The sequence below is a fragment of the Vibrio sp. R11-SG3-ISO9 genome, assembly GCF_059834255.1.
Map to the genome: position 1 here is coordinate 49,727 of NZ_JCBDGU010000030.1, position 24,036 is coordinate 73,762.

Genomic DNA, 24,036 nt, shown 5'->3' on the forward strand with positions numbered 1-24,036 from the left:
AATCACAGCATCAAGTAAGATTAGCGACCTTTTTCTGCACCATATTCTCAACCAATAGAATCTGATTGGCTTGAGAAAAATGTGGCTGCAAATGAAGCATTTTTAGCTATATTTTTATTCTGGGAATTGCAAAGTTCCGATAAGAAATTGATAGCTTAAATGACCAAATTCCATAGATAAGATTGAGGTAGTCGATTCATGACATTTGCTTTGGGGCAGCGCTGGATAAGCGATACGGAGAGCGATTTAGGTTTAGGTACCGTTGTAGCAATGGATGCTCGCACAGTGACACTAATGTTTGCCGCATCAGAAGAGAATCGTGTTTACGCACGTACTGATGCTCCCGTAACCCGAGTAACGTTTAATGTTGGCGATGTTATTGAATGTCAAGAAGGCTGGTCACTGTCGGTTGAGGAAGTGATTGAAGAGAAAGGTCTATTTACCTACCGAGGTACTCGTCAAGATACGGAAGAGGGTGATATCACGCTTCGTGAGATCTTCCTGAGCAACCAGATCCGCTTTAACAAACCTCAAGACAAGTTGTACGCTGGTCAGATCGATCGCATGGACAACTTTGTGCTTCGCTACCGTGCGCTGAGCAACCAATACCAACAACACAAAAGCCCTATGCGTGGCCTATGCGGCATGCGTGCTGGTCTTATCCCTCATCAGCTGTACATTGCTCATGAAGTGGGTCGTCGTCATGCACCGCGCGTTTTACTCGCAGATGAAGTTGGTCTGGGTAAAACCATCGAAGCGGGCATGATTATCCATCAACAAGTATTGTCTGGCCGTGCTGAGCGTATCTTGATTGTGGTACCAGAAACACTGCAACACCAATGGCTTGTTGAGATGATGCGTCGTTTCAACCTGCATTTCTCAATCTTTGATGAAGAGCGTTGTATTGAAGCATTCGCGGAATCAGATAATCCGTTTGATACCCAGCAATATGTACTGTGTTCTCTGGATTTCCTACGTAAGAGCCGCAAGCGCTATGAGCAGGCGCTAGAGGGCGAGTGGGATCTGTTGGTTGTCGATGAAGCGCACCACCTAGAGTGGAGCCAAGACAAGCCGAGCCGTCAATACCAAGTGGTTGAAGGCTTAGCTGAAAATACACCGGGTGTGTTGCTGCTAACGGCAACGCCAGAACAGTTAGGCCGCGAGAGCCACTTCGCTCGCCTGCGCCTGCTGGATCCTGATCGCTTCTATGACTACGACGCATTTGTTGAAGAAGAAGAGCAATATGCTCCAGTAGCTGATGCGGTTACTGCACTCTTCTCTGGTGTGAAGCTAGAAGACAGTCAGAAAAATCAGATCACAGAGCTTCTTTCTGAGCAAGATGTGGAGCCGCTGTTCCGCGTTATCGAAGGCGATAGCCCTGAAGAAGAGCAAGCTATCGCGCGTCAAGAATTGATCGATAACCTCATGGATCGTCACGGTACAGGTCGTGTTCTATTTAGAAACACGCGTGCTGCGATTAAAGGTTTCCCTAAGCGTAACGTTCACCTGTTGCCAATGGAGATCCCAAGTCAGTACACCACGTCGATGCGCGTATCGGGCATGATTGGCGGTAAGATGACGCCAGAAGCTCGTGCGATGAAGATGCTATACCCAGAAGAGATCTTCCAAGAGTTTGAAGGTGAAGAGTCAAGCTGGTGGCAGTTCGATTCTCGCGTAAACTGGCTTCTGGACAAGATCCAAGATAAGCGTAGCGAGAAGATCCTAGTGATCGCTTCGCGTGCGAGCACAGCATTGCAACTCGAGCAGGCACTGCGTGAGCGTGAAGGCATTCGTGCAACGGTATTCCACGAAGGAATGTCTATCCTAGAGCGTGATAAAGCGGCGGCATACTTTGCTCAAGAAGAGGGCGGTGCTCAGGTTCTGATCTGTAGTGAGATCGGCTCTGAAGGTCGTAACTTCCAGTTTGCTAACCAATTGGTGATGTTTGACCTACCATTTAACCCAGACTTGCTTGAGCAGCGAATTGGCCGTCTTGATCGTATCGGTCAGCAGCGTGATATCGATATCCATGTTCCTTACCTGAAAGGCACCTCACAAGCAATTCTTGCACGTTGGTTTGATGAAGGCTTGAATGCGTTTGGCGAGACATGTCCAACCGGTCGCACTGTTTACGACAAGTACGCAGAAAACCTGATTGAGATGCTAGCATCGGGCAATACTGAACAGTTAGATGAAGTGATTGAAGAGTCGGCGAAGCTCAACCAGAGCCTTAAAGCTGATCTTGAGAAAGGTCGTGACCGACTGCTTGAGATGCATTCAAACGGTGGTGAGAAAGCAGCTGAAATCGCTGAGAAAATTGCTTCTACTGATGGCGACACCAACTTGGTGACATTTGCACTTAGCCTATTCGACACCATAGGTCTTAACCAAGATGATAAGGGTGAAAACGCACTGGTAGTAACACCATCTGAGCACATGATGGTTCCAAGCTACCCAGGTCTGCCATACGAGGGTGCAACGATCACCTTCGACCGTGATACGGCGCTGTCTCGTGAAGATATGAACTTCATCAGCTGGGAGCACCCGATGATTCAAGGTGGTATTGATCTGCTATTGAGTGAAGGCGTGGGTACTTCAGCTGTGTCACTGTTGAAGAACAAAGCACTACCTGTAGGTACGATTCTTCTAGAGTTGGTTTACCTTGTTGATGCACAGGCGCCTAAGCGCAGCGGCATCAGCCAGTTCTTGCCTAAGACACCGATTCGTCTAATGATGGACGGTCGTGGTAACGATCTCTCTTCGCAGGTTGAATTTGAAGGCTTTAACCGTCAATTGAGCCCTGTGAACCGCCATTTAGCAAGCAAGCTAGTGAACTCGGTGCAAGCGGATATTCATAAGCTGATTGAAGCTGGTGAAGCTCAAGTGCTATCTAAAGTGGAAGAAGTTCGAGAGCAAGCTCAGAAAGATATGCAGGCGAACCTTAATGGCGAGCTAGAGCGTCTACAAGCACTGAAAGCGGTGAACCCAAATATTCGTGATGAAGAGCTGCAAGTGATTGAGACACAAATTGAAGAGCTAACGGGGTACATTGCCAAAGCGCAGGTACAGCTTGATTCTCTGCGTTTGATTGTCGTTTCGCACAACTAATTCGTTGAACTGAAAAGTATCGATTGGGGCCTTCTTTATGAAGGCCCTACTTTTATCCTGTCGCCTATCGGCACGCTTTTAAATAGGTAGATTAAATGATGGCGGCACAACAGAAGGCACACTATGGCTTTAATTGAGTACCAGCCACCGACAGATCCTTGGATTGAGGTTGTGTTTGAAGACGCAGATATCTTGGTCGTTAACAAGCCGTCAGGGTTGCTGTCGGTCCCCGGTCGAGAGCCACAACACTATGACAGTATGTGGAGTCGAGTTGTAGAGGCTTACCCACAGGCGCAAGCCGTGCATCGCTTGGATATGTCGACCTCAGGGCTAATGTTGTTTGCTAAACACAAAGAGGCTGAGCGTCATTTAAAGAAGCAGTTTCAGTATCGATTAACTCATAAGCTTTATTACGCTCGAGTATGGGGGAAAGTAGAGTTAATAGAGGGAGAAGTCGACCTGCCTTTGATTTGCGATTGGCCAAATAGGCCTCGTCAGAAAGTGTGCTTTGAACACGGAAAGCCTTCTCAAACTCGCTATCAAGTGGCACTGCGTGAGGAATATACGACCTTGTTACGTTTGTTACCGATCACTGGGCGCTCTCATCAGTTGCGTGTTCATACCATGGAACTTGGTCACCCGATTGTTGGAGACGAGTTCTACTCAACGGAACCGGCACTCAGCTACTCACAACGATTAGAGCTTCATGCATGTGAGCTCAGCTTTTATCATCCTGCCAATAACCAACTGTTTACCGCTTTTGTCCCTTGTGACTTTTACCCACAGGCCAAGCCACAGATAACTCAATATTTTGATATTGAGTCTGAGTTACCAGACTATAAAAAGCTGAAAGGTTAGAATGGACTGATAGACGAATGTTGAAACAAGGAAGAACAATGAGCAAACCTAAGGTGGTGTTCCTCGATAGGGCAACCATTCCGTCCCAGATTTCTTTAAAAGCGTTGGGCTTTGAACATGAGTGGGTTGAGTACGACTTCACTCAGCCAAACCAAGTCGCCGAACGAATAGCCGATGCAGAGATTGTTATCACGAATAAAGTGGTGCTGAATGCGTCTAATCTATTATCCGCTTCTAAACTGCGTTTTATTGCTGTCTCTGCCACTGGCGTAAACAACATTGACCTAGAGTTCTGTCAAAGTAATGGAATCTCGGTCAGCAACATTCAGGGGTACGCGACTCAGTCCGTTCCCGAACATGTGATTGCAATGCTGTTTGCCTTAAAGCGTAACCTTAAGGGCTACCACCAAGATATCGAGCGTGATGTGTGGCAGCGCGATAAGCAGTTCTGTTTTTTTACTCACCCAATCCAAGATATTGCTGGCAGCACTTTAGGTATCTTTGGTAGCGGCAGCTTAGGTCAAGCGACCGGAGTTCTGGCTAAAGCGATTGGAATGCAGGTGATGTTTGCTGAACGCAAGGGAGCGAGTACTTGCCGAGAGGGTTACACGTCTTTTGAGGAAGTGCTTAGAACCGCAGATGCAATTAGCTTGCACTGCCCGTTAACGGCTCAGACGGAGAACCTCATCTCTCGCGAAGAACTTCAGGTGATGAAGTCTAATTGTGTGCTGATAAATGCCGGGCGCGGTGGGCTAGTGGATGAAGTCGCGTTAGTTGACGCGCTGCGTAGTGGCGAGATTGCTGGTGCGGGCGTTGACGTATTCACTGCCGAACCGGCGGATAAGTCTAACCCTTTGTTAGCAAATAGCGATTTACCCAATCTTCTTTTAACACCTCATGTGGCGTGGGGCAGCGATAGTGCAATACAGAAGCTGGCGGATATTCTAATGGATAACATTGACGCGTTTGCAGCCGGGTCTGCTCAAAATCTAGTGACGTAGCGGCGATTTGTTGAATTTTACCCAATAAAAAAGGTTGGCATAAACGCCAACCTTTTGTGTTTTAGAACGGTATAAATTTAGCCTTGTGGCTTTACAACCAAAACGTTGATTGGTGAGTTCTGTACAACTTTGCTTGCTACAGAGCCTAGAACCACCTTATCAATCTTAGAGCGCTTATGGCTTGGCATAACGATAAGGTCTGCGCCTAGCTTCTCTGCGTGATCTAGAATGGTCGAGTAGGTTTTGCCTTCGGCCACATGTACTTTGTAGATCACTTCGTCATCGATGTACTTGTCTGCAAACTCTTGAAGCTGACGCTTTACGTCTTGCTTCATTTGGTTTGCCGCATCTTTCGGGAAGTAAGACGCAACCATAGACATGTGAATACCTGGCAGAACGTTCAAAAGGTGAATCTCTGCATTGCTGTGTTTAGCGTGCCATACTGCAAGTTCAACGGCTTTGTCTGAAAAGCCTTTGTCGTTAAGATCAACTGGAACAAGGATTTGTCTGTACATGTTTTTGTCTCTTTGGTTTAGCGGCGCTGAGCGAGTCTAGCGCCGTACTATCCTTTCCGTGTAATACAGAAGTGAAAGTGTTTGGAGCACTCTCACTTCCCATTGTTACGCGCTAATCTCATCCTTACGAGCACGTCTTCTTTGGTTCATACCTAAGCCAATGAGGAGCAGTAGAGTCGGAACAAATACCCACTCTTTCATTGGTCGGTCAGCATCTTGAATGATGGACTTAATTTCCCAGTCAAAATCGATACCAGCCGCTTCAGCAGGGCTGCCAAACTCAACCATGTCGACAATCATCTTGCCGTCAGCTTCGGTTAGCATAAGACCCATTGATGAGATACGCTCTTCAGCAGTTGCTGCCTTGTCATCAAATGGCAGACGCACTGTCTTCTCTGAGTAATCGCCTTCTAGGTTCTCACCACCGACTCTTAGTTCGATAGATTGTCCTACATTTAGCTGCTCAGTAACTTGCGCAATCTCAACACCAGGTGAAAGAACTTTCGCTGGGTAGATCATGTCCCACCAGAAACCTGGACGGAAGAAAGAGAAGGTAAGCACAAGTAAGAGTACTGTTTCCCACCATTTGTTCTTAGTGAACCACCAACCTTGCGTCGCTGCAGAGAAGATCAACATCGCTGCTACCGATGAGAAGATCGTCAGCGCTAAATGCCACCATGAATCAATGCCCATCAATAGTAGTTGGGTATTGAAGATGAACATGAACGGCAAGATCGCAGTACGGATATCGTAGGTAAAGCCTTGAATACCAGTACGGATTGGATCTGACTTAGCAATCGCTGCGGCTGCAAAGGCTGCTAGGCCAACTGGCGGTGTATCATCGGCTAGGATACCGAAGTAGAACACGAACAGGTGAACCGCAATCAATGGAATGATCAGGCCGTGTGCTGCACCTAGGGTTACGATTACCGGCGCCATTAGCGTCGAAACAACAATGTAGTTCGCTGTTGTTGGTAGACCCATACCTAGAATCAAGCTAATTACCGCAGTAAACAGCAGCATGAGTAGGATGCTACCACCTGAGATAAACTCAACGAAGTCAGTCATAACCAGACCGATACCAGTAAGTGTTACCACACCTACCACTGTACCAGCTGCGGCCGTCGCAACACCGATACCGATCATGTTACGCGCGCCTGAAACCAATGCTTCCGCTAGATCGATAAAGCCTTCTTTTGTTTGAGCCGCAAGATCGTCAGACTTATTCATCATCGCCATCAATGGACGTTGAGTCACCAAGATGAAGATCATAAACACGGTTGCCCAGAATGCTGATAGACCTGGAGAGAAACGCTCAACCGTCAGACACCATACTAGAACCACGATAGGCAGTAGGTAGTGTAGACCTGACTTGATGGTTGGACCTGGATCCGGTACTTCCGTTAGGTTCTCGTCGATTTCGATACCGCCCTCTTCAGCGTATTTTGCTGAGATGCGAACCAAACCAAGGTAAGAGAGAAGTAGGGCTACTGTTACGATAGGTGTCGCAGCCGCACCAAACACATCTTTCGTCCAACCAACGCCGTAGTAAACCACAGCACTGATGATACATAGACCTAAAATCGTGCCAGTGAACGACAGTAGGCTTTGAACCACAGTTGGTGTGTGACGACGAGGAAGACCTGTCATGCCCGCTTTACACGCTTCTAAGTGAACGATGTAAATCAGAGCGATGTAAGAGATAAGTGCTGGTAGTAGTGCCGCTTTGATAACCTCAACGTAAGAGATACCCACGTATTCCACCATTAAGAATGCAGCTGCACCCATGATTGGCGGAGTCAGTTGACCATTGGTTGAAGCCGCTACCTCTACAGCACCCGCTTTAGTACCTGGGAAGCCAACACGCTTCATCAATGGAATCGTGAAGGTACCTGTGGTTACTACGTTTGCAATCGACGAGCCAGAAACAAGACCAGATAGGCCTGAAGCCACAACCGCAGCTTTTGCAGGGCCGCCTTTCATGTGACCAAGCAGTGAGAATGCAACTTTGATGAAGTAAGCACCTGCACCCGCACGCTCTAGCATCGCACCAAATAGTACGAACAAGAATACGAATGAGGTAGAAACACCCAGAGCAACACCAAATACACCTTCAGTCGTTAGCCATAGGTGCGACATTGCTTTGTTAAGGCTTGCACCTTTGTGTGCAATCACGTCTGGCATGTATGGACCGCCGAACGTGTACAGCAGGAATACAGCTGCAACCACCATAAGTGGTGGACCAAGTGCACGTCGTGTCGCTTCCAGTAGCAGTACCATACCGGTTACCGCTGCCACAATATCAAAAGTCGTCGGAGCGCCTGAACGGCCAGCCAGTTCCGTATAGAAAATGTAGATATAAGCAGCAGAGAAACTACCAGCAAGCGCCAATACCCAATCAAGAGCTGGTATATAGTCGCGAGGAGAATTCTTTAGTGCTGGGTAAGCAGTAAATGCAAGAAAGATAGCAAACGTGAGGTGGATAGCACGCGCTTGAGTATCGTTCAATACAGCGAAGTCAAAAATAAACGGTAGCGGAGATGCATACCAAAGTTGGAACAATGACCAACATAGCGGCACAAACCATAGAATACGACCTTGCATGCCGCTCGGGCTACGTGCTCCAGTGTCTGATTGTGCCACCATTTCTTGCACATCAGAAGACGGTGATGTTGTCTGCGTCATGTACTTTATCCTTATTATTGATGGTCTAGCCTTTTCGCATGTCACAGCGATACGTAATTTTTCTTCCTATCTAGTGTAGTGAACTGACAAGAAAATGCGTTTTTGATCGACTGTGTCTTAGGCTTGATACGAAGGTAAGTTCTCCAATTTGGAGAGACTTAAAAGTTTGTCTCTTTTCACTTAGGTTCTTTTTATAAAGCGTGAAAAGCCAATAAGGAGGGCTCGCCTCCTTATTGGATAGAGTAGGTTTGAAGATGGATTACTTCAGAAGACCCACTTCTTTGTAGTATTTTTCAGCACCTGGGTGTAGAGGGATAGAAAGACCAGCTTGTACCATGTCCTCTTTCTTCAGGTTTGCAAATGCAGGGTGAAGACGCTTGAACGTGTCAAAGTTTTCAAATACTGCTTTTGCAACGTTGTAAGCAACATCGTCTGATACGTCAGTCGTTGTTACCATAGTTGCTGCTACACCGAAGCTGTTTACGTCAGCATCTGTACCGCGGTACATACCTGCAGGTACTGTGCTGTATGCGTAGTATGGGTTCTCAGCAACGATCTTGTCGATTTGAGGACCAGTTGCAGATACTAGCTTAGCATCACAAGATGTTGTTGCTTCTTTGATTGAACCGTTCGGGTGACCAACCATGTAGATGAATGCGTCAATCTTGTTATCACAAAGTGCTTGAGAACGCTCAGAACCTTTTAGCTCAGACGCTAGCTTGAAGCTGTCGTTAGTCCAACCCATAGCGTCCATTACAACACCCATAGTTGCACGGTCACCAGAACCTGGGTTACCAATGTTTACGCGCTTACCTGCTAGGTCAGCTACGCCATTGATGCCTGAGTCTGTACGAGCAATGATGTTGAACGGTTCTGTGTGTAGAGAGAACATAGCGCGTAGTTTTTTGTACTCGCCTTGATCTTTGAACTTACTTGTACCGTTGTAACCGTGGTATTGCCAGTCCGATTGAACAACACCGAAATCCAGTTCACCAGCACGGATAGTGTTAACGTTGTAGATTGAACCACCAGTCGATTCTACTGAACAACGGATGTTGTGGTCTTTGCGGCCTTTGTTCACTAGTTTACAAATCGCACCACCTGTAGGGTAGTAAACACCCGTTACAGAACCAGTACCGATAGTGATGAACTCTTGAGCGTTAGCTGCGCCAGCGCCCATTACAGCAGCTGCAATCGCACCAACTTTAAGAAGTTTGGTAAATGCCATGAATTTCCCTTCCTTTATTCATTATTAACCCTGAAACAAGTGTAGTTGCTTCTGGAGTTTCCTCTTTGGAAACGGCACCTTTTTCAATCCATGTGATGAAAAAGTGGCTGAATAATATCAAAAAATTGGCAGTAAATTACTCGAATGTTAAAACTTATAGCGAAAAAATCTAAATATTGATGCACTAATATAACGTTTTATTTGCAACTAGATTTTTTAAAATCAAATAGTTATGTGGTTTTGAGTGGTTAAAGATGGATATTTCAGGATGTGAGATGGATCACGAACTTGATAGGTATTCATGATCCATTCGTATGGGTAATGTTTATGAAACTTCAGACATTATCCAGCGTATTCAAACAGTTCACATACAGACTCAAATAGCTGCTTGGTTGTGACTGCAAGAGTTGGGGTGATAAAGATAGTGTCATCGCCAGCAACCACGCCTAGGATGCCTTCAGACTTACCTAGAGAGTCTAATAAGCGAGCAATTAGCTGCGCTGCACCAGGGCCAGTGTGGATAACAACTAACGCATTGTTGTGGTCAATATCTAGTACTAACTCTCTGAGTGAGCTAGAAACTGTTGGAACCCCTAACTCTGCTGGAAGACAGTAAACCATCTCCATTTTTGCATTACGAGTTCGAACAGCGCCAAACTTGGTTAACATACGCGAGACTTTCGATTGGTTGATACTCTCAAAGCCTTCGTGCTTGAGTGCGTCGACAATCTCACCTTGAGAGCCAAAACGCTCTTCTTTTAGTAAAGCTTTAAAAGCGCGAACTAAGTTGTCTTGTTTTTCGGTATTGCGCATATGTCTTCTTATTTCTTAACAAATCTATTTGCATATTCTCGCATACATATTCAGTTTTAGCCAAAATATCCAGGCAATTTGTTAGTCATATCACTGTAAATATTAAATGGAATAATATGCTATTAATGACGATTTGCTTTGTTATTTCAGTGAATTATTCACATAATACAAACTCGCTGTGTAGCACGGTTTTATTGACTTGCGCGAGGTCGCAAAGCTGGCGTTAATTGATTGTAATCACTTTGTGATTATTATAGTTTTTGAACTTAAATTAGCTCACAAATCACCCTACTAAGAACTTATAAGAGAAAATCTCTCAAGGAGAATAACAATGAAAGTAGCTGTTATTGGTGCCGCTGGTGGCATCGGTCAAGCCCTAGCCCTATTACTTAAGAACCGCCTACCTGCAGGTTCTGATCTTGCTCTTTACGATATCGCTCCAGTAACACCGGGTGTTGCTGCGGACCTTAGCCATATCCCAACGCCAGTTTCGATCAAAGGATACGCGGGTGAAGATCCAACTCCAGCACTAGAAGGCGCTGATGTGGTTCTTATCTCTGCGGGTGTTGCACGTAAGCCAGGTATGGATCGTGCGGATCTTTTCAATGTAAACGCGGGTATTGTTAAGTCTCTAGCTGAAAAAATCGCGGTTGTATGTCCAAAAGCTTGTGTGGGTATCATCACTAACCCAGTAAACACGACTGTGCCAATCGCTGCTGAAGTTCTTAAGAAAGCGGGCGTTTACGACAAGCGTCGTCTATTCGGTGTGACTACTCTAGATGTTATTCGTTCTGAAACATTTGTTGCTGAGCTAAAAGACAAAGATCCAGGCGACATCCGTGTACCAGTTATCGGTGGTCACTCTGGTGTAACGATTCTTCCACTACTTTCACAAGTAGAAGGTGTAGAGTTTACTGACGAAGAGATCGCAGCACTGACTACACGTATCCAAAATGCAGGTACTGAAGTAGTAGAAGCGAAAGCGGGCGGCGGTAGTGCAACACTATCTATGGGCCAAGCTGCTTGTCGCTTCGGTCTAGCTCTTGTTAAAGCACTTCAAGGTGAAGAAGGCGTAATCGAGTGTGCATACGTTGAAGGTGAAGGCGAGCACGCACCATTCTTCGCACAGCCAGTAAAACTTGGCAAAGAAGGCGCAGAAGCTATCCTAAGCTACGGTGAGCTAAGTGACTTCGAGCGCAATGCACTAGACAGCATGCTAGAAACGCTAAATGGCGACATCGAAATCGGTGTTGAATTTGCTAAATAAGCGCATTTAGATTGTTTGAATTCAAAAGCCGTTCTGATGAGCGGCTTTTTTGATCTCGGCTTTTGATCTTTGTTTGCTAAAGGCTCGTATTCCTCGTTGAAATAGAAAACCGAGGGTAGGGTATGAGTCGAGTACAAAAAGGGATGCATGTCGAGTATTTGGGGAGCTTGGGAAAGGTGTTAGTGATTGATGAGCAAGAGCAAACCGCTTTGGTTGAGTCCTATCACACCCATGAGCAATATGCGGTGCCTCTTGAGGAGCTAGAGGCGATTGACGCACAACTCCCGCTCTCATTAGAGTCTAGCCGTTACTAAGCGCCCACAAACTAAAAAAGAGCCTCTACGGCTCTTTTTTTGTTTATCTGACGAATTGCCAGTTGCACTTAATGACTACTTGCTGCGTTTTACCGCTAGGTGAGCCAGTGTTGTCAGAGCTTGCTTATATTCTGAATCTGGAAGTACAGACAGCTCTGCAATCGCTTTGTCAGCCTCTTCGTAAGCCTTCTGCGTGGTGTACTCTAGAGATCCTGTCGCTTTCATCGCTGCAAGAATATCGTCAAGCTTCTCCATGCCGTTAGAGTGCTCAATCGCTTCGCGAATCATGCTCGCTTGTTCTGATGTACCGTTGTGCATAGCGTAAAGCAGTGGCAGAGTAGGCTTACCTTCTGCAAGGTCATCACCCACGTTCTTACCCATCTCTTTACCATCAGCGGTGTAGTCCATAACATCGTCAATCAACTGGAAAGCGGTACCAAGGTATTTACCGTAGTTCTGCATTGCCGTTTCGACTTCAGGTGACGATTCAGTCAGGATAGCGCCAATTTGTGTCGCTGCTTCAAACAGACGTGCAGTTTTCGAGTAGATTACCTGCATGTAGCTTTCTTCAGTGGTGTTTGGATCGTTGCAGTTCATTAATTGTTGAACTTCACCTTCCGCGATCACATTTACCGCTTCACTCATTAATTCGAGGATCCTTAGTGATCCTAGCTTTGTCATCATTTGGAATGAACGAGTGTAAATAAAGTCACCAACTAGAACGCTGGCTGCATTACCAAAGGCTGCATTCGCTGTTGCTTTACCGCGACGCATGTCCGATTCATCAACCACATCATCATGCAATAACGTTGCTGTATGGATGAATTCGATAAAGGCTGCAGAGGTGATATGAGCTTCACCTTGATAGCCAAGAGCACGAGCTGATAAAAGAGCAAGCAAAGGGCGAAGGCGCTTGCCGCCACCGCTCACGATATAAAAACCAAGTTGGTTGATTAAACTTACGTCAGAATTAAGTTGGGCTTGAATTGTTTCATTCACTTTTGCCATATCATTGGCAGTAAGCGCTTGGATAGCTTTAAAATCCATTGTTCATCCGGCTAAAGTTAGACCCTGTAAGGCTTATACGTTGTATTAATTGTTGAATAATACACTAAAAAACGTTGATTAATACATCGCTTAAGGGCATGATTGCCGCACTTTTCTTTGGCGAACAGGTTTTCGCCAATTTTTTAAAAATATGGCTTGTCAAAGGCGTATCTTCTCTGTAGAATCTGCGCCCTATTGATGATTAGTTTAGCGCACACCCAAATGAGGCTGTGCGGAAAAAGCGGAGTAAAATATGTACGCTGTTTTCCAATCTGGTGGTAAACAACACCGTGTAAGCGAAGGTCAAACTCTTCGTTTAGAGAAATTAGACGTTGAAACTGGTGCAACTGTTGAATTTGATAAAGTTCTTCTTGTTGCTAACGGTGAAGAAATCACTGTTGGTGCACCTCTTGTTGAAGGTGGTAAGGTTACTGCGGAAGTAGTACAACACGGTCGTGGCGATAAAGTTAAAATCGTTAAGTTCCGTCGTCGTAAGCACTCTCGTAAGCAAGCTGGCCACCGTCAGTGGTTCACTGAAGTGAAAATCACTGGCATTAACGCTTAAGTTATAGGAGAGTTTAACAATGGCACACAAAAAAGCTGGCGGTTCTACTCGTAACGGCCGCGATTCAGAAAGCAAACGTCTTGGTGTAAAGCGTTTCGGTGGTGAATCTGTTCTTGCAGGTAACATCATCGTTCGTCAACGTGGTACTAAGTTCCACGCTGGTACTAACGTAGGTATCGGTAAAGACCACACTCTTTTCGCTCTTACTGAAGGTAAAGTGAAATTCGAAGTGAAAGGTCCTAAAAACCGTAAATTCGTTAGCATCGATTCTGAGTAATTTCTCAGTCTCAAGATGAATTTAAAAGCCCTGCCGTTAGGCGGGGTTTTTTATTTATAGTGAGATTAAAAATTAAAGCGAGAATAAAAAAGCAGGCGCTCTTGTTACGTGTACAACAAAGAACCCCTCCTTATTTGTTCCTTAGTTGCAGATAGACCCTAGATCTTAGGTGATCGATCTAAATACGGATCTGCTAGAATTTATATCATTCTTTAATGAGTGGTACGCAACGCAAAGTGCGGAGTTAAAAATGAAATTCGTTGATGAAGCGGTAGTAAAAGTAGAAGCCGGTGATGGTGGTAATGGTACAGTAAGTTTTTGGCGCGAGAAATTCGTAGCTAAAGGCGGCCCTGACGGCGGTGATGGCGGTGACGGTGGTGATGTTTACATCCAAGCGGATGAAAACCTGAACACACTGATCGATTACCGTTTCCAACGTTTTTACAATGCAGAGCGTGGAGAGAATGGCCGCGGTGGTAACTGTACCGGTAAGCGTGGTAAAGACATCACATTGAAAGTGCCAGTAGGTACTCGTGCCGTTGATATCCACACTAATGAAATCGTGGCTGAAGTTGCTGAGCACGGCAAAAAAGTAATGGTAGCTAAAGGTGGTTGGCACGGTCTTGGTAACACACGTTTTAAATCGTCTGTTAACCGAGCTCCTCGTCAAAAGACCATGGGTACTAAGGGTGAGGTTCGTGAACTTCGTCTAGAACTACTTCTGCTTGCTGATGTAGGTATGCTAGGTCTACCAAATGCAGGTAAGTCTACCTTCATTCGTTCTGTTTCTGCAGCGAAACCAAAAGTAGCGGACTACCCGTTTACAACACTTATCCCAAGTCTGGGTGTAGTGAGTGTGGTTCCTGAGAAGAGCTTCGTGGTTGCCGATATCCCTGGTCTAATTGAGGGTGCAGCGGATGGTGCTGGTCTTGGTATTCGTTTCTTGAAGCACCTTGAGCGTTGTCGTGTGCTACTGCACATGATCGATATTATGCCAATTGATCAATCGGATCCAATTCAGAATGCATTGACGATCATCGACGAGCTTGAACAGTACAGCGAAAAAGTGGCTCAAAAGCCTCGCTGGTTAGTGTTTAATAAAGTTGATCTAATGCCTGAAGAAGAAGCACAAGAGAAGATCCAAGAGATTATTGATGCTCTAGGTTGGGAAGGCGAGTACTTCCAAATCTCTGCAGTGAACAAGCTAGGCACCAAAGAGCTTTGTTACAAGCTAGCTGACTTCATGGAAAATCTACCTCGTGAAGAGGAAGAGGTGACTGAAGAAGAGAAAGTCGACTTCATGTGGGATGATTACCACAAAGATGCGATGAGCGGCAAAGATGTCGTGACTGATGACGATTGGGATGATTGGGACGACGAAGAAGATGACGGTCACGTTATCTACGTTCGTGACTAATTGAGCCGATTAGGTAAAAACCGCAATTAATATTGCGGTTTTTTTGTATCTAAATCATGAATCGATGATGATGAATCAGGCAAAATTTACCTCTTAAGTATTAACGCCAATGGGAAGGAAATCATGGCATCAAAACAACGAGCGATATCTCGATTGGTCGCTCAATCTGGACAAATGTTATTAGCACACGGTGCCGAGAGCACCTTAGTGGGAGACATCATGCGTCGCATAGGCATTGCGTGTGGTGTTGATGAGGTGGAAGTTGCTCTGTCCGCCAATGCGTTGGTGGTCACGACAGTCATGGGTGACCACTGTATCACCACCACTCGAAGCTGTGCTGATCGTGGTATCAATATGCGGGTGATCACAGATATCCAGCGTATCTGCATCATGATGGAAAAAGGAATTCTGGATTCTGACCTAGCCCAGAGAAAGATTAATGAAATCAGCCCTGAGCGCTATAATCGCTGGTTGGTCGTGGTGATGATAGGGGTATCGTGTGCTTCATTCAGCCGTTTAGCTGGGGGCGATTGGCATGTATTCATGATGACTTTTATTGCGTCTGCTTGCGGCATGATTGTTCGCCAAGAGATCGGTCACCGACACTTTAACCCTCTTCTGAATTTTGCCGTTACGGCCTTCGTGACCACGGCTATTTCCGCTCAAGCTGTTTTGTTTGATATCGGTGGTCAACCAACTATCGTTATGGCTTCTTCGGTATTGATGCTGGTACCCGGCTTTCCTTTGATTAACTCAGTTGCAGATATGCTTAAAGGCCACATCAATATGGGACTTGCCCGCTTTACTATGGCGAGTTTACTGACGCTGGCGACCAGCCTTGGCATTGTGGCTGCAATGAGCTTGTCTGGTGTATGGGGGTGGGCTGGATAATGTTAGAGTTATTATTTGGTTTAGCTAATGATATGTTTTTTGCCGCCATTCCTGCCGTTGGTTTTGCGCTAGTATTCAATGTTCCGCAGCGAGCACTTGTTTATTGCGCGCTGGGTGGAGCCATTGGCCACGGGAGTCGCTATTTAATGATGCACTTCGGTGTTCCTATCGAGTGGGCGACCTTCTTTGCTGCAACCCTTGTCGGCATGATAGGTGTCCATTGGTCGCACAAACTGCTGGCTCACCCTAAGGTGTTTACGGTCGCAGCTCTCATCCCAATGGTTCCGGGTGTCTTTGCTTTTAAGGCGATGATTGCCATGGTTGAGATTAACAATATGGGCTATACGCCAGAGCTAGTGGCTATGTTGATGGAGAACTTCCTCAAAGCGATGTTCATAATCGCGGGGTTAGCGATTGGCTTAGCAGTGCCAGGGCTGTTATTCTACCGCCGTAGACCTATCGTTTAGCAAACATTAACCCAATTCAGAGTAGGACCTCAGTAGATATGATCATCAGTATGATAGCGGCAATGGCAGACAATCGTGTTATTGGTAAAGACAATCAAATGCCTTGGCACCTTCCCGCTGACTTTGCGTGGTTTAAACGTTCGACAATGGGTAAACCGATTGTGATGGGACGTAAAACTTATGACTCTATTGGCCGTCCGTTACCTGGCCGCTTGAACATCGTGGTGAGTCGTGATGAAACCTTGAAAATTGAAGGTGTCACTATGGCGACTTCTGTTGAGCAAGCTTTAGAGTTGGTCGGTGATGTGGAAGAGGTGATGATCATTGGTGGTGGCTCTATCTATGCGCATTGCCTACCAAAAGCAGATAAACTGTATCTAACTTATATTGATCTGGTTGTGGAAGGCGATACTCAGTTCCCTGATTGGGGAGAAGGTTGGACGCAAAGCTATTCAGAAACATTTAAGGCAGATGACAAGAACAAGCACGATATGGAGTTTCTGATTCTCGAGCGCTAAGGTCTAAAGTTTGTAAATGCTTGCGCTATCTCACTAGTAGCGTAAGCTTCTCGTATCTCGTATCTCGTATCTCGTATCTCGTATCTCGTATCTCGTATCTCGTATCTCGTATCTCGTATCTCGTATCTCGTATCTCGTATCTCGTATCTCGTATTTATAGCGCTCTCTGTGTGAAGAATTTCTTATCTTCCCAGCGCAAGATGGTGAGCTCTCCTCCCCATACACACCCGGTATCCAAGCCAATGACATCCTTCCCTTGATAGCCTTCCAGTGCTGCCCAGTGGCCAAACAGTACCGTTTTATCGAGCTGTTTACGTTGTGGTAGGTTAAACCAAGGAATAAACTGGTTATCTGACACCTCTTTTGGTGGGAGTTTACATCCCATATCCAAACGCCCATCTGGGAAGCAAAAACGCATGCGGGTAAAGCTGTTAATGGCATAGCGGTAGCGTTCGATTTTTTCTAAATCCTTGCTCCAGAGATCGGGTGTGTTGCTGTACATATTCTCGATCAGCCACAGCCATTTGTCTGACTGGAGGAGTTTGCTTATTTTGTCGCTCTCTTTACGAGCGCGTTTTAGGCTCCATTGAGGTGAAATACCAGCATGCGCCATCACAAATTCATCGTGCTCTTGCATTAGTGGCTGTTGTCGCAACCAGCTCAGTAGCTTTTCTCTATCTGGTGCATCTAGAATCGGTTGAGTCTTGTCTTTCGCTTTAGCAGGGAACAAACCTTGAGACACGGCAAGCAAATGCAAATCATGGTTACCTAACACCACCTTTGCAGAGTTGCCTAGAGCGCGGATATATCTCAGTGTTTCTAATGATTTAGGTCCACGAGCGACCAAGTCTCCCGCCACCCATAAGGTGTCTGTGCTCGGGTTGAATTGGATCTGTTCAAGAAGCTGCTCAAATTCATCAAAGCAGCCTTGGATATCTCCGACAATATAATTCGGCACGTTATTTCCTGTTAAATCAATAGGGGAGGGTTAGTTAAGGATATTAGGGATAGCCAAGCGAAACGGTTCAATCTCAGCAATAAATTCTGCCCCTTTACTGTCGGTCATGACGTAATGTCCCTGCATTACACCAACTGGGGTCTCGATGACAGTCCCACTGGTATAAGTGTATTCGTCACTAGACTCAATCACAGGTTGCTGACCAACAACACCGTCTCCCTCAATAGAGAGTTGTTTTCCGTTAGAGTCGGTTATCAACCATCGTCTAGAGAGCAGTTGAACGGTCTCTTGGCTGAGGTTTTTGATTGTAATGATGTAGGCGAAGACGTAGCGGTTCTTAGTCGGCTCTGATTGGTCTTCTATGTATTTAGAGTGGACTTGGCACTTAATACAAGGCGTTGATACATCCATATTCGCACCTTTTTGTTATCGTTCAATCTAGAGTATTACATAAAAAAGAGGCTCCTAACCGTAGCTAGGAGCCTTTTTATTTATTTTGTCGCGTTGTGGTTATCGTATAACCAGTTCGCCATATCCACGAATTGCACCAGAGTAAGGTTTTCTGGACGCATGCTCGGATTGATATCCAATTCTTCCAGAACTTCTTTGCTGATCAAAGATTTGTAGCAGTTGCGGACCGTTTTACGACGTTGGTTAAAGCCTTCACGACATACGCGGTCTAACCACTTCAGGTCTTTAGCTGGGTATGGAAGCTCTTCGTATGGCTGAAGACGAACCACTGCCGAATCTACTTTCGGTGGCGGAACGAACGCTGTTGGTGGTACTTCAAGTACAGGCGTTACTTTACAGTAGTACTGAGCCATAACCGTCAAACGGCCGTAAGCTTTGCTACCCGGCCCCGCTGCTAGACGGTTTACCACTTCTTTCTGAAGCATAAAGTGCATGTCTTTAATGTCTTTATGGAACTCAAAAAGGTGGAACATTAACGGCGTAGAAATGTTGTACGGTAGGTTACCGAAGATACGCAGTTTGTTGTTTGGCTTAACGAGCTGATCGAAGTCGAACTTCATCGCATCGCCTTCGTGGATCGTCAGCTTATCCGCTAGATCTGGATGAGTGCGTAGGCGCTCGGCTAGATCTCTATCGAGCTCAATCACGGTGAATTTGTCAACCAGTTTGCCCACTGGCTCTGTGATTGCACCTAGACCTGGGCCAATTTCTACTAGGTTTTGGCCTGGTTGTGGGTTAATGCTCGACACGATCCCGTCAATAATATACGGATCGTTTAGGAAGTTTTGACCAAAACGTTTACGCGCTTTGTGCCCTAAGTGGACATCATTTCTCATTGTTTTTTCTCTACTAATTCAATGGCGTGCGTGAGCGCTGTTCTAAAGCTCCCTGTATCAGCTTGACCTTTCCCTGCCAAATCTAGGGCGGTGCCATGATCGACCGATGTACGAATAAATGGCAAGCCAAGCGTGATATTCACTGAGCGACCAAAGCCTTTGTATTTTAGTACAGGCAGAACTTGGTCGTGATACATACCTAAAACAGCATCTGCATCTTGCAAATATTTTTCATTGAAAATGGTGTCTGCTGGTAATGGACCAATCAGGTTTATGCCATCTTCTCGGCGAATTTTTTCGAGCGTTGGAGTGATGGTTTCTATCTCTTCACGTCCTAAACAGCCATCTTCGCCGGCATGTGGGTTTAGTCCACATACATAAATGTTAGGTTTCTCAATCGCAAATTTCTCAACGAGATCTCTATTTAGAATTTCGATGATTTGCGCAAGTCTGTCTTCGGTGACGGCTTGGGAAACATAGGCTAAAGGAATATGTGTTGTGACAAGCGCAACACGTAATCCTTCAGTTGCCAACATCATTACAACTAATGGTGTGTTGGACTTCTCAGCAAAGAACTCAGTGTGACCGCTAAAAGCGACCCCAGCACGGTTAATTACTCCCTTATGAACAGGGCCGGTGACAATAGCATCAAATTCATTATTCATACAGCCTATTGCGGCAGTTTCTAATGTATTTAATACATAATGACCATTAGCTTCGTTGAGCGTGCCAGCAATTGTGGGTTCTGCCATTGGAATATGGTTAACCACTAAGGTTCCGGCTTGCTGAGGTTGAGGTGCATCGCCACTTTTGTAGTCGAGTAGCTCAACATCTAAATTGAGGAGCTTTGCGCGCTCAGTCAGCATTTGTTTATCTGCACACACCACTAATTGATGTGGCCAGCTCTCTTGAGATAGAGCCAATACTAAATCTGGACCGATACCGGCAGGTTCACCCGCCGTTACCGCAATTCTTCTAGTTGTCATCTTGCTCTTCCTCAACCATCTCTACAAAAGCACTTGCGCGAATCTCTTGTAGCCACGCGCCAGCCTCTTCATTGAACTTACGGTTGAATAGAATCTGGTAAGCCTTGTTCTTAAGTGCTGAGTCGGTGCGGTCTACTTCGCGGCGGTCAAGAACTTCAACAATGTGCCAGCCGTGAACGGTTTTAAACGGAGCACTGATATCGCCTTCTGGAAGGGTCTCAACTTGGTGTTTAAACTCGGGTACATACAGGTCTGGAGTCTGGTAACCCAGCTCACCATTTTGAACTGCTGAGCCAGGGTCTTGGCTGTATTGCTGTGCCAATTCACCAAAGGTCGCTTCACCTGCTTTAACACGGCGTGTGATGTCGAGTAGTAGTTCTTGCGCACCTTCATCGCTCAAGATAACCGTTGGCTTCACTAGGATGTGTCGCGCATTTACTTCGGTAACTGCAACAGTTTCAAGACCTTTCACATCTTCGATTTTTAGAATATGGAAGCCTACACCACTTCGGAACGGGCCGATGATGCTGCCTTTATTCTGAAGTTTGATTTGGTCTGCAAAGATTGTTGGCATCTCTTCTTTACGCATCCAACCCCAATCACCGCCTTGCAGTGCTTTAGGACCTTTTGAGTAAGTGTAGGCCATGGTGCTGAAATCTTTGCCTGAGTTTAGTTCTTCAACAAGCTCATTGGCTTGTGCTTCTAGTTCTTCTTTGGTCTGGTCATCGTTAAAACGAAGCTGGATGTGGCCAATTTTGTATTGAACTGTTGCATTGGTTTCTTGCGCTAGGATGTCAGCTAGGTTATCGACTTCCGCTGGTAGGATATTGATTCGACGACGAACCAAAGCATTGCGTGCTTCGCTCGCGGCAATCTCTTTTCTTACCTGTTCGCGGAACGCGTTGTAGCTTAGGCCTTCTTCAGCGACTGAAGCGGTAAGTTGCTCAACGGTCTGGTTGTTGTCTTTAGCGATGCCTGCGATAGCTTGATCAAGGCGGCTATCATCGATACGTACACCAATGCGTTCTGCTTCTTGAGTTTGAATGGTGTCGATGATCAGTTTCTCTAATACCTGATCCTTTAGCACCTCTTGAGAAGGCAGAGTTTGTCCGCTTTTCTTAGCATTAGCACGCAGTGTTTTCATCGAGGTGTCGATGTCACTTTGTAGGATAACGCCTTCGTTTACGATGACTTTTACTTTGTCTAGCTCAACAGGAGCTGCGTGGCTTACTGAAACAGTACAAGCAGTAGCAAGCGCGATTAGTGTGTGTTTCCACAGTGTCATGTGTTGTCCTTTCTATTTATCGGTTAAACACCAATAAACTCTAAATTAGTTATTTAAGAAGAATGGGCGGCCATACTCTAATGAGTTACCAGAGCTATCAAAGCCAGAGGTATTTGAGCCTGTGCCTGCTGCTGTACCAAAACCAACAATACCGAAGTTGATACTAAAGTTGTTTTCATAAACAGGGTCTGAGTTTAGATCTGAGTAACCGCCACCTGACCAGCTTCTCAATTCGTTGCTGTAGGTGACACCTACGTACCAACAGTCATCTTTGTAACGCAGGTTAGCGAGCCACTCGATAGCAATGTTTTCATTCATATCGTGGTAGTACTGGGCGCTAGCGTACCATTTTGGAGAAAACTGATAGCCTGTCACTAAGCCTGCTTGAGAAATACCATCACGGGTGATCTCATCAATATTAGTGATGGTGTCGCCTACATTGTCTTCAATGTATTCACGGGTAACATAGCGATAGTTGGCTTGTACGAAGCCGTTCTCATCAATACGGTATTCAACCGTGCTGTTGGCCAGTTGCATGTCGCCATCGTCGATGTCGTATTGAACGCCGCCATGGTAGAAGAGGTAGTCATCGTAGTTGAAATCGATCTCGACAGCCCATGATGAGTAGCTCGTTTGTCCCTCTTCATCAGATGAAGCGCCTGGGTTCTTAGTGTTTCTATCAATGAAGAAAATCTGACCGAAAGAGATGTTGAGACGTTCTTTGTACTCATCATCAAAGAAACGCGAAGAAGCACCATAGCTTAACTGGTTTGCTGCAGCGATACGGTCAACGCCACTATATTTACGGCTACGGAATAGGCCGTAGTAGTCGGTTTGTAATAGAGTGGTATCGTATAAACCGATTTCACTTTGATCTTGCTTAGGTACGTATAAATATTGAACCTGTGGCTCGAGGGTCTGAGTATATCCAGTCAGATAAGTCGTATCACGCTCAAGAATAATACCAGCATGAGTTCGAAACTCTGGGATCACTCGACTCGCTGTATCAGAAAGTTCTGGATTAGCCGCAAGGATAGTGCTGTCTAAATCTTGGTCATAGTAAGTACCGAGCAGTCGGGCTTCCGTTGTCCAAGAACCCCATGTGGTACTCAGTGGCACCTTAATTCCAGGTTCTACATGGACGCGAGTTGCAGACGGCTTGCTGTCTGAGTCTGTGTCAAAGCGCGAGATGTGACTGATCACATCCATTTCGACCGTATCCCAAATCAGAGGAGCGTAATAGTTGAATTTTAGCTGTGGCATTACGCGGTATGGTTGGTTCTCAGTTTCAGTTAAGACCTGAAAATCGCGTACAGCTAAAGATGCGTCCCAATTTAGTGCACGATAAGCGACTTCACCAGACTGCATTAATTGACCGTCTTCACGGTTACCTATACTAGAATCGACATCCGTGAAGTAATCAACATCACTGACCTTTGAGTAATCAACGTCAAACTTCCAAGCTTCTTTGTAGATACCATTAAACTCAAACTGGCCACCCCATCGACTGCCTTTTTCTTTGAATTTACTATCGTTATCTAAATACTCAAATGTGACCGTACTCTGACCAAACTGGCTTAAATGGCGGAATTCATTATTTAGCTGAGTACCACGCTCAGACATGTATTTTGCTGTGGTTTGAAGGTCATAGTTCGGTGCAATGTTCCAGTAGAACGGTACTTCCGTTTCGAAACCATCGCTTGAGCCGTAAGAAAATGTTGGGTAAAGGAAACCGGTTTTACGACTCTCACCTACTGGAACCGTTAGGTACGGCAGGTAAAAAATGGGAACGTCTAATACTTCGAAGCGAGGGTTAATGAAGGTCGCGCTCTCTTCATCTTGATCAAGCTCGATATTGGAAGCTTTCAGGCGCCAAGATTTGTCACCCGGAGGACAAGAGGTGATCGTACCATCTTCCAACTCGTAAACAGCTTTACCTGTGCGAGCAATGTATCTTGCATCACCACGGCCAGACTCACACAGCATCTGATACTGAGTATTTTCCAGCTCAAACTCATTGGTAGTGAGGTTGTTGGTCACTTTATCTGATGTGGCTTTGAACTGTCCGTCATTGAAAGTTACATTCCCTTCTGCGACAACAATATTCTCTTGCTGGTGTAAGGTAACCGTCTCGGCTTCAATGGTTTTGATGCCTTGAGTCACTTTTACAGACCCCGAGTAACTTGCTTTCTCACCGTTAACGGCTTCTAGGCGATCGGCCTCGACGTATGCCGGTGCATTAAGGTCTGAATCTTCAGATGATGCGATCAAACATTGATCTGTAGAGGGCATTTCCTGCACACTATCATCAATTGTTGTTTCAGCTTGAGTTGTCGGCACAAATAACGCAGAGCTGATCGATGCGGCTAACAAGGTGCGGGAGAAACATTGCATGAAGTTGAACTATCCTGTGTCACTAGAAGGAGGGTTGATCTAGTATCAATCCAATTAATAAAGCTTTGTCCTTATGATAAAGGAAATCTTAGCATTCAGCACCATAAGACAGCAGTACTCGAATAAAATTCATAG

The 24,036-nt window shown here is 45.7% G+C and carries 22 protein-coding genes; 11 read left to right on the forward strand and 11 right to left on the reverse strand.

All coding sequences use genetic code 11. The features are described 5' to 3' along the window. Positions 1–198 precede the first annotated feature (198 nt). The 3 genes from rapA to AC6R05_RS09190 all read left to right on the forward strand — a co-directional run bounded on the left by rapA (position 199) and on the right by AC6R05_RS09190 (position 4,967). The gene (rapA, locus tag AC6R05_RS09180) at positions 199–3,108 is read left to right on the forward strand and encodes an RNA polymerase-associated protein RapA (protein WP_500647204.1); all 2,910 of its coding nucleotides are present in this window, start codon (positions 199–201) and stop codon (positions 3,106–3,108) included. 123 nt (positions 3,109–3,231) lie between these two features. After that, on the forward strand, positions 3,232–3,966 hold the full coding sequence (locus tag AC6R05_RS09185) for a pseudouridine synthase (protein WP_500647205.1): 735 nt from the start codon (positions 3,232–3,234) through the stop codon (positions 3,964–3,966). 38 nt (positions 3,967–4,004) lie between these two features. Beyond that, positions 4,005–4,967 (forward strand): D-2-hydroxyacid dehydrogenase, encoded by a 963-nt coding sequence (locus AC6R05_RS09190; RefSeq protein WP_500647206.1) that lies wholly within the window; start codon positions 4,005–4,007, stop codon positions 4,965–4,967. 77 nt (positions 4,968–5,044) lie between these two features. Here the strand turns inward: AC6R05_RS09190 and AC6R05_RS09195 are convergent, their stop codons facing one another. The 4 genes from AC6R05_RS09195 to argR form a co-directional block, all read right to left on the reverse strand. Continuing rightward, a complete protein-coding gene (locus AC6R05_RS09195) occupies positions 5,045–5,482 on the reverse strand; it encodes a universal stress protein (protein ID WP_255231540.1) in 438 nt (145 codons plus the stop codon). Between the two features lie 105 nt (positions 5,483–5,587). Beyond that, on the reverse strand, positions 5,588–8,167 hold the full coding sequence (locus AC6R05_RS09200) for a TRAP transporter permease (protein WP_500647207.1): 2,580 nt from the start codon (positions 8,165–8,167) through the stop codon (positions 5,588–5,590). A gap of 259 nt (positions 8,168–8,426) precedes the next feature. After that, complete coding sequence (locus AC6R05_RS09205) at positions 8,427–9,395, reverse strand: TAXI family TRAP transporter solute-binding subunit (protein ID WP_032553022.1); 969 nt, start codon at positions 9,393–9,395, stop codon at positions 8,427–8,429. A gap of 342 nt (positions 9,396–9,737) precedes the next feature. After that, complete coding sequence (gene argR, locus AC6R05_RS09210) at positions 9,738–10,208, reverse strand: transcriptional regulator ArgR (RefSeq protein ID WP_032553023.1); 471 nt, start codon at positions 10,206–10,208, stop codon at positions 9,738–9,740. A gap of 331 nt (positions 10,209–10,539) precedes the next feature. Between argR and mdh the strand changes: the two genes are divergently transcribed. Together mdh and AC6R05_RS09220 are read left to right on the forward strand one after the other, a co-directional pair. After that, positions 10,540–11,475 carry a malate dehydrogenase gene (mdh, locus tag AC6R05_RS09215; RefSeq protein ID WP_032553024.1) on the forward strand — a complete coding sequence of 312 codons (936 nt, stop codon included), beginning with the start codon at positions 10,540–10,542 and terminating at the stop codon, positions 11,473–11,475. Between the two features lie 122 nt (positions 11,476–11,597). Further along, positions 11,598–11,789, forward strand: coding sequence for a hypothetical protein (locus AC6R05_RS09220; protein WP_032553025.1), 192 nt, complete (start codon positions 11,598–11,600; stop codon positions 11,787–11,789). Between the two features lie 75 nt (positions 11,790–11,864). On the opposite strand, the gene ispB is transcribed toward AC6R05_RS09220, so the two are convergent. Continuing rightward, positions 11,865–12,836, reverse strand: coding sequence for an octaprenyl diphosphate synthase (ispB, locus tag AC6R05_RS09225; RefSeq protein ID WP_500647208.1), 972 nt, complete (start codon positions 12,834–12,836; stop codon positions 11,865–11,867). Between the two features lie 253 nt (positions 12,837–13,089). On the opposite strand from ispB, the gene rplU reads away from it, so the two are divergent. The 6 genes from rplU (at position 13,090) to folA (ending at position 16,971) form a co-directional block, all read left to right on the forward strand. Continuing rightward, positions 13,090–13,401 (forward strand): 50S ribosomal protein L21, encoded by a 312-nt coding sequence (rplU, locus tag AC6R05_RS09230; protein WP_032553027.1) that lies wholly within the window; start codon positions 13,090–13,092, stop codon positions 13,399–13,401. A gap of 19 nt (positions 13,402–13,420) precedes the next feature. Further along, positions 13,421–13,678, forward strand: a complete 258-nt coding sequence (gene rpmA, locus AC6R05_RS09235) for a 50S ribosomal protein L27 (RefSeq protein ID WP_032553028.1) — start codon at positions 13,421–13,423, stop codon at positions 13,676–13,678. Between the two features lie 250 nt (positions 13,679–13,928). Next, on the forward strand, positions 13,929–15,095 hold the full coding sequence (gene cgtA, locus AC6R05_RS09240; protein ID WP_150870797.1) for an Obg family GTPase CgtA: 1,167 nt from the start codon (positions 13,929–13,931) through the stop codon (positions 15,093–15,095). A 123-nt stretch (positions 15,096–15,218) separates the two neighbouring features. Then, positions 15,219–15,986, forward strand: a complete 768-nt coding sequence (locus AC6R05_RS09245; RefSeq protein ID WP_500647209.1) for a threonine/serine exporter family protein — start codon at positions 15,219–15,221, stop codon at positions 15,984–15,986. Further along, positions 15,968–16,453: a threonine/serine exporter family protein gene (locus AC6R05_RS09250; RefSeq protein WP_032553032.1), complete on the forward strand. Its 486-nt coding sequence runs from the start codon at positions 15,968–15,970 to the stop codon at positions 16,451–16,453. Before AC6R05_RS09245 ends, AC6R05_RS09250 begins: the two co-directional genes overlap by 19 nt. Before the next feature lie 38 nt (positions 16,454–16,491). Continuing rightward, positions 16,492–16,971, forward strand: a complete 480-nt coding sequence (folA, locus tag AC6R05_RS09255; protein ID WP_500647210.1) for a type 3 dihydrofolate reductase — start codon at positions 16,492–16,494, stop codon at positions 16,969–16,971. 154 nt (positions 16,972–17,125) lie between these two features. Here folA and AC6R05_RS09260 read toward each other — a convergent pair whose 3' ends face one another. The 6 genes from AC6R05_RS09260 to lptD all read right to left on the reverse strand — a co-directional run bounded on the left by AC6R05_RS09260 (position 17,126) and on the right by lptD (position 23,901). Next, complete coding sequence (locus AC6R05_RS09260; protein ID WP_500647211.1) at positions 17,126–17,929, reverse strand: symmetrical bis(5'-nucleosyl)-tetraphosphatase; 804 nt, start codon at positions 17,927–17,929, stop codon at positions 17,126–17,128. Between the two features lie 30 nt (positions 17,930–17,959). Next, positions 17,960–18,340 (reverse strand): Co2+/Mg2+ efflux facilitator ApaG/CorD, encoded by a 381-nt coding sequence (gene apaG / locus AC6R05_RS09265; RefSeq protein WP_032553035.1) that lies wholly within the window; start codon positions 18,338–18,340, stop codon positions 17,960–17,962. Between the two features lie 80 nt (positions 18,341–18,420). Next, positions 18,421–19,236: a 16S rRNA (adenine(1518)-N(6)/adenine(1519)-N(6))-dimethyltransferase RsmA gene (gene rsmA, locus AC6R05_RS09270; protein WP_500647212.1), complete on the reverse strand. Its 816-nt coding sequence runs from the start codon at positions 19,234–19,236 to the stop codon at positions 18,421–18,423. After that, complete coding sequence (gene pdxA / locus AC6R05_RS09275) at positions 19,233–20,222, reverse strand: 4-hydroxythreonine-4-phosphate dehydrogenase PdxA (RefSeq protein WP_500647213.1); 990 nt, start codon at positions 20,220–20,222, stop codon at positions 19,233–19,235. Before pdxA ends, rsmA begins: the two co-directional genes overlap by 4 nt. Then, positions 20,212–21,507, reverse strand: a complete 1,296-nt coding sequence (gene surA / locus AC6R05_RS09280; protein ID WP_150870805.1) for a peptidylprolyl isomerase SurA — start codon at positions 21,505–21,507, stop codon at positions 20,212–20,214. The genes pdxA and surA overlap by 11 nt, the downstream gene beginning before the upstream one ends. A 45-nt stretch (positions 21,508–21,552) precedes the next feature. After that, a complete protein-coding gene (gene lptD, locus AC6R05_RS09285) occupies positions 21,553–23,901 on the reverse strand; it encodes an LPS assembly protein LptD (protein WP_408694430.1) in 2,349 nt (782 codons plus the stop codon). Positions 23,902–24,036 lie beyond the last annotated feature (135 nt).

Coding starts and splice junctions, on each gene's coding strand:
- rapA (WP_500647204.1), top strand. CDS start 199: ATGACATTTGCTTTGGGGCAGCGCTGGATAAGCGATACGGAGAGCGAT.
- AC6R05_RS09185 (WP_500647205.1), top strand. CDS start 3,232: ATGGCTTTAATTGAGTACCAGCCACCGACAGATCCTTGGATTGAGGTT.
- AC6R05_RS09190 (WP_500647206.1), top strand. CDS start 4,005: ATGAGCAAACCTAAGGTGGTGTTCCTCGATAGGGCAACCATTCCGTCC.
- AC6R05_RS09195 (WP_255231540.1), bottom strand. CDS start 5,482: ATGTACAGACAAATCCTTGTTCCAGTTGATCTTAACGACAAAGGCTTT.
- AC6R05_RS09200 (WP_500647207.1), bottom strand. CDS start 8,167: ATGACGCAGACAACATCACCGTCTTCTGATGTGCAAGAAATGGTGGCA.
- AC6R05_RS09205 (WP_032553022.1), bottom strand. CDS start 9,395: ATGGCATTTACCAAACTTCTTAAAGTTGGTGCGATTGCAGCTGCTGTA.
- argR (WP_032553023.1), bottom strand. CDS start 10,208: ATGCGCAATACCGAAAAACAAGACAACTTAGTTCGCGCTTTTAAAGCT.
- mdh (WP_032553024.1), top strand. CDS start 10,540: ATGAAAGTAGCTGTTATTGGTGCCGCTGGTGGCATCGGTCAAGCCCTA.
- AC6R05_RS09220 (WP_032553025.1), top strand. CDS start 11,598: ATGAGTCGAGTACAAAAAGGGATGCATGTCGAGTATTTGGGGAGCTTG.
- ispB (WP_500647208.1), bottom strand. CDS start 12,836: ATGGATTTTAAAGCTATCCAAGCGCTTACTGCCAATGATATGGCAAAA.
- rplU (WP_032553027.1), top strand. CDS start 13,090: ATGTACGCTGTTTTCCAATCTGGTGGTAAACAACACCGTGTAAGCGAA.
- rpmA (WP_032553028.1), top strand. CDS start 13,421: ATGGCACACAAAAAAGCTGGCGGTTCTACTCGTAACGGCCGCGATTCA.
- cgtA (WP_150870797.1), top strand. CDS start 13,929: ATGAAATTCGTTGATGAAGCGGTAGTAAAAGTAGAAGCCGGTGATGGT.
- AC6R05_RS09245 (WP_500647209.1), top strand. CDS start 15,219: ATGGCATCAAAACAACGAGCGATATCTCGATTGGTCGCTCAATCTGGA.
- AC6R05_RS09250 (WP_032553032.1), top strand. CDS start 15,968: ATGGGGGTGGGCTGGATAATGTTAGAGTTATTATTTGGTTTAGCTAAT.
- folA (WP_500647210.1), top strand. CDS start 16,492: ATGATCATCAGTATGATAGCGGCAATGGCAGACAATCGTGTTATTGGT.
- apaG (WP_032553035.1), bottom strand. CDS start 18,340: ATGGATGTATCAACGCCTTGTATTAAGTGCCAAGTCCACTCTAAATAC.
- rsmA (WP_500647212.1), bottom strand. CDS start 19,236: ATGAGAAATGATGTCCACTTAGGGCACAAAGCGCGTAAACGTTTTGGT.
- pdxA (WP_500647213.1), bottom strand. CDS start 20,222: ATGACAACTAGAAGAATTGCGGTAACGGCGGGTGAACCTGCCGGTATC.
- surA (WP_150870805.1), bottom strand. CDS start 21,507: ATGACACTGTGGAAACACACACTAATCGCGCTTGCTACTGCTTGTACT.
- lptD (WP_408694430.1), bottom strand. CDS start 23,901: ATGCAATGTTTCTCCCGCACCTTGTTAGCCGCATCGATCAGCTCTGCG.